We start from the raw sequence: 6,112 nt of genomic DNA, 5'->3' as shown, positions 1-6,112 counted from the left end.
CTTTTGGGGGGGGGCCGGGGGGGGCCCACCCCGACCCCCCCCTGTCGCCCCCCCCTCCCCCGGCCGGCCCCGCCCCCGCCCCGGGGGGGGGGGGCGGGCCCCGCCCGCTTCTCCGTTCAAGGCGTACGCGTACGGCTCAGCCGGCCGTGACCTCGATCGCCGCCAGGTTCTTCTTGCCCCGGCGCAGCACCAGCCAGCGCCCGTGCAGCAGCTCCTCGCGGGCCGGGGCCGCCTCGCCGTCGACGGCCTTCACGTTGTTCACGTACGCGCCGCCCTCCTTGACCGTGCGCCGCGCCCCCGACTTGCTCGGCGCCAGACCGGCCTCCACCAGGAGGTCCACCAGCGGGCCCAGCTCGGTGACCCGGGCGTGCGGCACCTCGGACAGGGCGGCGCTCAGCGTCGCCTCGTCCAGCTCGCCGAGCTCACCCTGGCCGAACAGGGCCTTCGACGCGGCGACGACCGCGGCGCACTGGTCCGCCCCGTGGACGAGCGTCGTCAGCTCCTCGGCCAGCGCGCGCTGCGCCGTCCGCGCCTGCGGGCGCTCCTCCGTGACCTTCTCCAGCTCCTCCAACTCGGCCGGGGTCCGGAAGCTGAGGATGCGCATGTAGCGCGAGATGTCCCGGTCGTCCACGTTCAGCCAGAACTGGTAGAACGCGTACGGCGTCGTCATCTCCGGGTCGAGCCAGACGGCCCCGCTCTCGGACTTGCCGAACTTGGTGCCGTCCGCCTTCACCATGAGCGGCGTGGCCAGTGCGTGCACCTCGGCACCCGGCTCCAGGCGGTGGATCAGGTCGATGCCCGCGGTGAGGTTGCCCCACTGGTCGCTGCCGCCCTGCTGGAGGGTGCAGCCGTAGCGGCGGTACAGCTCCAGGAAGTCCATGCCCTGCAGCAGCTGGTAGCTGAACTCCGTGTAGCTGATGCCCTCCTGGGACTCCAGCCGGCGGGCGACCGAGTCCTTGGTCAGCATCTTGTTGACCCGGAAGTGCTTGCCGATGTCCCGCAGGAACTCGATCGCGGACAGGCCCGCGGTCCAGTCGAGGTTGTTCACCATCACCGCGGCGTTCTCGCCCTCGAAGGAGAGGAACGGCTCGATCTGGGAACGCAGTCGCGTCACCCAGTCCGCGACCGTCTCCGGGGCGTTCAGCGTCCGCTCGGCCGTCGGCCGCGGGTCACCGATCTGGCCGGTGGCCCCGCCGACCAGGGCGAGCGGCCGGTGCCCGGCCTGCTGCAGCCGGCGCACGGTGAGCACCTGCACCAGGTGACCCACGTGCAGACTCGCCGCGGTCGGGTCGAACCCGCAATAGAAGGTGACGGGACCGTCCGCGAGAGCCTTGCGCAATGCGTCCTCGTCGGTGGACTGGGCGAACAGCCCGCGCCACTTCAGCTCGTCGACGATGTCCGTCACGGTTCCTGTGCTCCTTACGGCAGTGAGTTGTACGAGCCAGTCTAGGCGGGTCAGACGCCCCGGCTGACCGAGCTCATATTGAAGTCCGGGATGCGCAGCGCGGGCATCGCGGCCCGGGTGAACCAGTCGCCCCACTCGCGCGGCAGCGTCTTCTCGGTGCGGCCCGCCTCGCTGGCCCGGGACAGCAGGTCGACGGGGGACTCGTTGAACCGGAAGTTGTTCACCTCGCCCACCACCTCGCCGTCCTCCACCAGATAGACCCCGTCCCGGGTCAGCCCGGTCAGCAGCAGCGTGGCCGGGTCCACCTCGCGGATGTACCAGAGGCAGGTCAGCAGCAGCGCGCGGCCGGTCGTCGCGGCGACCATCTCCTCCAGCGACCGTTCGCCCCCGCCCTCCAGGAGGAGGTTGTCGATCGCCGGGGCGAGCGGCTGCTCCGTCAGGGCCGCGGTGTGCCGGGTCGTCGTCAGCCGCTCCAGGCGGCCGTCGGCGATCCAGTCCGTCCGGGCCAGCGGCAGCCCGTTGTCGAAGACCGAGCCGCCGTCGCCGGAGGAGTGGGCGATGACGAAGGGGGCCGACTCCAGGCCCGGCGCGTGCGGATCGCTGCGCAGGGTCAGCGGCAGCGGGGACAGCGTCTCGCCGAGCCGGGTACCGCCGCCCGGCTTGGAGAACACCGTCCGGCCCTCCGCCGCGTCCCGCGCCGTGGAGGACCAGAGCTGGTAGATCAGCAGGTCGGCGACCGCGGTCGGCGGCAGCAGCGTCTCGTACCGCCCGGCGGGCAGCTCGATCCGGCGCTCCGCCCAGCCGAGCCGCCGCGCCAGCTCCGCGTCCAGCTCGGCCGGGTCGACGTCCTTGAAGTCCCGCGTGGAGCGGCCCGCCCAGGCGGAACGGGTGCGGTCGGGCGACTTGGCGTTCAGCTCCAGCGTGCCGTTCGGCTGGTCGTGGCGCAGCCGCAGCCCCGTGGAGGTGCCCAGGTAGGTGGAGGTCATCTGGTGGTGGGCGAAGCCGTACAGCTCGCGCCCCCCGGCCCGGGCCCGGGCGAAGGCGTCCCCGAGGGCCGGCGCGAACGCGGCGAACACCTCGGAGTCCGTCTCGGCGGGCGCGTCCGTGAAGTCGGGCGACGCGGGCACCCCGGTGACCAGCGGCTGGGCGTCCTCGGCCGGTCCCGCGGAGCGCGCGGCGGCCTCGGCGGCCCGGACCAGCGGCTCCAGGTCGTCGGCGGTGACGGCGGCCCGGGACACCACACCGGACGCGGTGCCCTCGGCGCCGTCGACCGTGGCGACGACGGTCAGGGTCCGGCCCCGGGTCACCCCGTTGGTGGTCAGCGCGTTGCCGGCCCAGCGGAGATTGGCCGACGACTCCTCGTCCGCGATGACCACGCAGCCGTCGGCGGTAGACAGTTCGAGCGCCCGCTCGACGATCTCGTACGGCTTGCTGACGCGGCTCATCGCCCGGCCTCCTGCGTCGTGTTAAGGATGTTCACGCCCCGGAACAGGGCCGAGGGGCAGCCGTGCGAGACCGCCGCGACCTGGCCTGGCTGGGCCTTGCCGCAGTTGAAGGCGCCGCCCAGCACATACGTCTGCGGTCCGCCGACCTTCTCCATCGAGCCCCAGAAGTCCGTGGTCGTCGCCTGGTACGCGACATCGCGCAGCTGCCCGGCCAGCCTGCCGTTCTCGATGCGGAAGAACCGCTGCCCGGTAAATTGAAAGTTGTACCTTTGCATATCAATGGACCACGACCGGTCCCCGACCACGTAGATCCCGCGCTCCACCCCGCCGATCAGGTCCTCCGTGGAGAGCCCGCCCGGATCCGGCCGCAACGACACATTCGCCATGCGCTGTACGGGGACATGGCCGGGGGAGTCCGCGTAGGCGCACCCGTTGGACCGGCCCAGGCCGGTGAGCTTCGCGATGCGGCGGTCCGTCTGGTAGCCCACCAGCGTCCCGTCCTTCACCAGGTCCCAGGACTGCGCCTCGACGCCCTCGTCGTCGTAGCCGATCGTCGCGAGCCCGTGCTCGGCGGTGCGGTCGCCCGTCACGTTCATCACGGGCGAGCCGTACGCCAGCTTGCCCAGCTGGTCGAACGTGGCGAACGACGTTCCCGCGTAGGCCGCCTCGTAACCCAGCGCCCGGTCCAGCTCCGTGGCGTGGCCGATCGACTCGTGGATCGTCAGCCACAGGTTGGACGGGTCGACGACCAGGTCGTACGTCCCCGCCTCCACGCTCGGCGCCCGCATCTTCTCGGCCAGCAGCCCGGGGATGCGCTCCAGCTCACCGGCCCAGTCCCAGCCGGTCCCGGTCAGGTACTCCCAGCCGCGCCCCACCGGCGGCGCGATGGTGCGCATCGAGTCGAACTCGCCGGTCGCGGAGTCCACCGCCACGGCCGTGAACTCCGGGTGCAGCCGGACCCGCTGCTGGGTGGTGACCGTGCCCGCCGTGTCCGCGTAGAACTTGTTCTCGTGCACGGCCATCAGCGAGGCGTCCACATGCGCCACGCCCTCGGCCGCCAGCAGCCGCGCGCTCCACTCGGCGAGCAGTCCGGCCTTCTCCCCGGCCGGTACGTCGAAGGGGTCGACCTCGTACGCCGAGACCCAGGTGCGCTCCCCGTGCGAGGGCTCGTCCGCCAGCTCCACCTTCTCGTCGGAACCCGCCGCCGCGATCACCTTCGCCGACAGCTTCGCCATCGCGACGGCCTGCGAGGCCACCCGCGCCGCCGCGTCCATCGTCAGATCGACGCCCGAGGCGAACCCCCAGGCCCCGCCGTGCACGACCCGGACCGCGTAACCGAGGTCGGTGGTGTCGGACCCCCCGGCGGGCCGGGCGTCCCGCAGCCGCCAGGTCGCACTGCGCACCCGCTCGAACCGGAAGTCGGCGTGCGCCGCCCCGAGCGCCCGCGCCCGGGCGAGCGCCGCGTCGGCGAGAGCCCGTAGCGGAAGCGCCAGGAACGACTGATCTACCTCATGGGGCACGGGCGGCCTCTCCTTCGCGGTCACATACCCAGGGATCGTTTACGAGGCAGTGAAGCACGGCCCACGTCCCGTAGCGGACGATTTCCCCGGGCCGGTCCGGACCTCGGACTGTAGGAACCCGACAGTGCCCGGCCAAAGGCGCTGTCAGGGGCCGATTCTCCGCCGCGCGGACGGTACCGATAGGTTTCCGAGGTACCAGACCGCTAACGAAAGGGTGATCCGTTGAGCCGCTCGGTTCTCGTCACCGGAGGAAACCGGGGCATCGGCCTCGCCATCGCCCGCGCTTTCGCCGACAACGGCGACAAGGTCGCGATCACCTATCGTTCCGGCGAGCCGCCTGCCGAGCTCATCGAAGCCGGTGTTCTCGCGGTCCGTTGCGACATCACGGACCCCGAGCAGGTGGAGCAGGGCTACAAGGAGATCGAGGAGAAGCACGGCAACGTGGAGGTGCTGGTCGCCAACGCCGGTATCACCAAGGACCAGTTGCTGATGCGCATGTCCGAGGAGGACTTCACGTCCGTCCTCGACACCAACCTCACCGGCACCTTCCGGGTCGTCAAGCGCGCCAACCGCGGCATGCTGCGCGCCAAGAAGGGCCGCGTCGTCCTGATCTCCTCGGTCGTCGGCCTCCTCGGCTCGGCCGGCCAGGCCAACTACGCGGCGTCCAAGGCCGGTCTGGTCGGATTCGCCCGGTCCCTGGCGCGCGAGCTCGGCTCGCGGAACATCACTTTCAACGTCGTCGCGCCCGGCTTCGTGGACACCGACATGACGCAGGTGCTCACCGAGGAGCAGCGCAAGGGCATCGTGGCCCAGGTGCCGCTCGCGCGCTACGCGCAGCCCGAGGAGATCGCCGCCGCGGTGCGCTTCCTCGCCTCCGACGACGCGTCGTACATCACTGGAGCCGTCATCCCCGTTGACGGCGGATTGGGCATGGGTCACTGATCACCATGAGCGGAATTCTCGACGGCAAGCGCATCCTCATCACGGGTGTGCTGATGGAGTCGTCCATCGCGTTCCACGCCGCCAAGGTGGCGCAGGAGCAGGGCGCGGAGGTCATCCTGACCGCGTTCCCGCGGCCCACGCTGACCGAGCGCATCGCCAAGAAGCTCCCCAAGCCCGCCAAGGTCATCGAGCTGGACGTGACCAACCAGGAGCACCTGGACCGCCTCGCCGGCCTGGTCCGCGACGAGCTGGGCTCGCTGGACGGCGTCGTGCACTCCATCGGCTTCGCGCCGCAGGACGCGCTCGGCGGCAACTTCCTCAACACCCCGTTCGAGTCGGTCTCCACGGCGATGCACGTCTCGGCGTTCTCGCTGAAGTCGCTCGCCATGGCCTGCAAGCCGCTGATGAGCGAGGGCGGCTCGATCGTCGGCCTCACCTTCGACGCGCAGTTCGCCTGGCCGCAGTACGACTGGATGGGCCCGGCCAAGGCCGCCCTGGAGGCCACCTCCCGCTACCTGGCCCGCTACCTGGGCCCGGACGGCATCCGCTGCAACCTGATCTCGGCCGGACCGATCGGCTCCATGGCCGCCAAGTCCATCCCGGGCTTCGGTGAGCTCGCCGACGTGTGGAACACCCGCGCGCCGCTCGCCTGGGACATGAAGGACCCGGAGCCGGCCGGCCGCGGCATCGTCGCGCTGCTCTCCGACTTCTTCCCGCGGACCACCGGCGAGATCATCCACGTCGACAGCGGCGTGCACATGATGGGCGCCTGACCTCCCGGTCCCGTACGAAACGACCGC

Annotated in this window: 5 protein-coding genes; 2 read left to right on the top strand and 3 right to left on the bottom strand. The window is 71.4% G+C overall.

The window, feature by feature from the left end; genetic code table 11:
* Nucleotides 1-136: 136 nt before the first annotated feature.
* The 3 genes from tyrS to ACIQZN_RS15740 are packed head-to-tail and all read right to left on the bottom strand — an operon-like array spanning nucleotide 137 to nucleotide 4,370.
* A complete protein-coding gene (tyrS, locus tag ACIQZN_RS15750) occupies nucleotides 137-1,405 on the bottom strand; it encodes a tyrosine--tRNA ligase (protein ID WP_403993122.1) in 1,269 nt (422 codons plus the stop codon).
* A gap of 50 nt (nucleotides 1,406-1,455) precedes the next feature.
* Nucleotides 1,456-2,850, bottom strand: a complete 1,395-nt coding sequence (locus ACIQZN_RS15745; RefSeq protein WP_403993119.1) for a metallopeptidase TldD-related protein — start codon at nucleotides 2,848-2,850, stop codon at nucleotides 1,456-1,458.
* Nucleotides 2,847-4,370, bottom strand: a complete 1,524-nt coding sequence (locus ACIQZN_RS15740) for a TldD/PmbA family protein (RefSeq protein WP_403993116.1) — start codon at nucleotides 4,368-4,370, stop codon at nucleotides 2,847-2,849. Before ACIQZN_RS15740 ends, ACIQZN_RS15745 begins: the two co-directional genes overlap by 4 nt.
* A gap of 222 nt (nucleotides 4,371-4,592) precedes the next feature.
* Between ACIQZN_RS15740 and fabG the strand changes: the two genes are divergently transcribed.
* Both fabG and fabI read left to right on the top strand, forming a co-directional pair.
* Nucleotides 4,593-5,312, top strand: a complete 720-nt coding sequence (gene fabG, locus ACIQZN_RS15735; protein WP_164401203.1) for a 3-oxoacyl-[acyl-carrier-protein] reductase — start codon at nucleotides 4,593-4,595, stop codon at nucleotides 5,310-5,312.
* Nucleotides 5,313-5,317: 5 nt separating this feature from the next.
* A complete protein-coding gene (fabI, locus tag ACIQZN_RS15730; RefSeq protein WP_403993113.1) occupies nucleotides 5,318-6,085 on the top strand; it encodes an enoyl-ACP reductase FabI in 768 nt (255 codons plus the stop codon).
* The last annotated feature ends 27 nt before the right edge of the window (nucleotides 6,086-6,112 follow it).

It is taken from the genome of Streptomyces sp. NPDC097595 (genome assembly GCF_044761525.1).
Classification (GTDB): Bacteria; Actinomycetota; Actinomycetes; order Streptomycetales; family Streptomycetaceae; genus Streptomyces; species Streptomyces drozdowiczii_A.
The sequence above is the reverse complement of the archived record's forward strand: the minus strand, read 5'-3'. Positions and strand labels throughout refer to the sequence as shown.